Annotated in this window: 3 protein-coding genes; 2 read left to right on the forward strand and 1 reads right to left on the reverse strand. The window is 73.0% G+C overall.

What is annotated here, in order from left to right:
- Both OMK64_RS19890 and OMK64_RS19895 read left to right on the forward strand, forming a co-directional pair.
- The coding region (locus tag OMK64_RS19890; RefSeq protein ID WP_272730086.1) for a winged helix-turn-helix transcriptional regulator at positions 1 to 232 on the forward strand (232 nt) is incomplete at its 5' end.
- A gap of 175 nt (positions 233 to 407) precedes the next feature.
- Positions 408 to 1,091, forward strand: coding sequence for a Pr6Pr family membrane protein (locus tag OMK64_RS19895; RefSeq protein WP_272730087.1), 684 nt, complete (start codon positions 408 to 410; stop codon positions 1,089 to 1,091).
- Positions 1,092 to 1,189: 98 nt separating this feature from the next.
- On the opposite strand, the gene OMK64_RS19900 is transcribed toward OMK64_RS19895, so the two are convergent.
- Positions 1,190 to 1,615, reverse strand: coding sequence for a VOC family protein (locus OMK64_RS19900; RefSeq protein ID WP_272730088.1), 426 nt, complete (start codon positions 1,613 to 1,615; stop codon positions 1,190 to 1,192).
- Positions 1,616 to 1,850: the final 235 nt, after the last annotated feature.

Here is a 1,850-nt window from a genome sequence, read left to right on the forward strand (position 1 = left end):
GGAGCTGCGCCGCGTCGTCGAGGGCATCAGCGAGAAGATGCTCGCCCAGACGCTGCGCACGCTCGAGGCCGACGGGCTCGTGCACCGCGAGGTCACCGGCACGGTGCCGCCGCGCGTCGACTACTCCCTCACCCCGCTCGGCGACGAGCTCGTCGCGCGCCTCCTGCCGCTCATGGCCTGGGTCGCCGACCACGCCGAGGCGATCGTCGGGGACGCCGCCGCGGCTCGCTGACGACGAGGCCGACGGCCGCCCGGCACGGTCCCGCGGCCAGGCCGCGTCCCGCGGCGACCCCGCACGACCTCCTACCAGGCACGTCGCGTCACCGGCACGGTGGGTGCGGCGCCCCCCGTCGAGGTGCGACAGTTCCGTCCACAGCACCGTCGCTGTCGTCGAAAGGGCCTGCACCATGTCCGTCTCCGCCGTCAACGTCCCGGTCGCGCTCGTGCGGTTCGCGATCGCCACGCTGGCGCTCATCGGGACCCACGAGATCTGGCTCGACGGCGACCTCGACGGCCTCGTCTACTTCACCAACCAGTCGGGCCTGATGCTCGCGGTCGTGATGATCTGGGCGGGGTTCGCGTCGCTGCTCGATCGCCCGCAGCCGCCCGCGTGGCTCAAGGGCGGCGTCACGCTGTTCCTCGCGATCACCGGCCTGATCTCGTACTTCGTGCTCGCGCCCGAGGCCGCCGACGCCCCGGCGGTCGCGTTCGGGCTGACGTCGGGCACGATCGAGCACGAGATCACGCCGATCGCGGCGTTCCTCGACTTCGTGCTGCTCGACGCGCACCGGCGTCTGCGGCTGCGGCACGCCGCGTACTGGCTCGGCTACCTGCTCGCGTACTGCACGTTCGCGACGGTCCGCGGGCTGGTATGGGGCCTCGGCTACCCGTACGGGTTCATCGACCTCGGAGAGCTCGGCTGGGGCGGGCTCGCCCTCAACGTCGCGATCTACGGCGTGGGGTTCTACGTCCTCGGCCTCGCGCTGGTCGGGATCGACCGCGTGCTGCCGCCGCGCGCGCTCCTGGGCCGACCGGCTCCCGACCGGTCCCGCACCACGGCGGACGCCGCCGACGCGCCGGTCCACGCCTGACGGATGACGCGCCGCCCGCCGGAGCGTGCCGGGCGGGCGACGGCGACGAGCAGGGACGGCCGGCGACGGGCGTCGACGGACGCCGGCGGAGGGACGCGTCAGGCGTCGGCCCCCGCACCCGACCCGGCGATGTTGACGAGCCACGTCGTGCCGAACTTGTCGACGACCATGCCGAAGGCGTCGCCCCAGGGCGCGACGGTCAGCGGCTCGAGGACGGTCCCGCCCTCGGCGAGCGCGTCGTACCAGCCGCGCAGCTTCGCGTCCTCGTCACCGCTGAGCGACACCGAGATCGTGGACCCCGACGCGAGCTCCATGCGGGCCGGCACGTCGGCCGCCATGAGCGTGAGGTCGGGCGTCGTGAGCTGGCTGTGCATGACGAGGTCGGCCTCCGACGGGTCCTGCGCACCGCCGAAGTCGGCGAACGTGCTGACGTTCAGCTCGCCCCCGAAGACCGACTGGTAGAACTCCATCACCTCGCGGGTACCCGTGCGGAAGTTGAGGTACGGGTTCAGGGTCACGGCCATGGGGGACCTCCTCGTCGATCCGGTGCGGACCGGCCCATCGTGGACCCGACCACCGACATGCCGGTAGGCCCCGCGGGCGACGCCACGGTGAACGCGGGACCTGCGGTTCCGCCGGTGCGATGTGAAGCGGGTCACACAGCCCACGCACAGGAACGGGGCCGTGGTTGGATGCCGCGTCGCCAGTCCGGGCCCTCTGCCCCGACTCCCGCCTTCCCCCGAATCGAGTACCCGTGGT

Source organism: Cellulomonas fimi (assembly GCF_028527925.1).
GTDB classification, from domain to species: Bacteria; Actinomycetota; Actinomycetes; order Actinomycetales; family Cellulomonadaceae; genus Cellulomonas; species Cellulomonas fimi_C.

Coding starts and splice junctions, on each gene's coding strand:
- OMK64_RS19895 (WP_272730087.1), top strand. CDS start 408: ATGTCCGTCTCCGCCGTCAACGTCCCGGTCGCGCTCGTGCGGTTCGCG.
- OMK64_RS19900 (WP_272730088.1), bottom strand. CDS start 1,615: ATGGCCGTGACCCTGAACCCGTACCTCAACTTCCGCACGGGTACCCGC.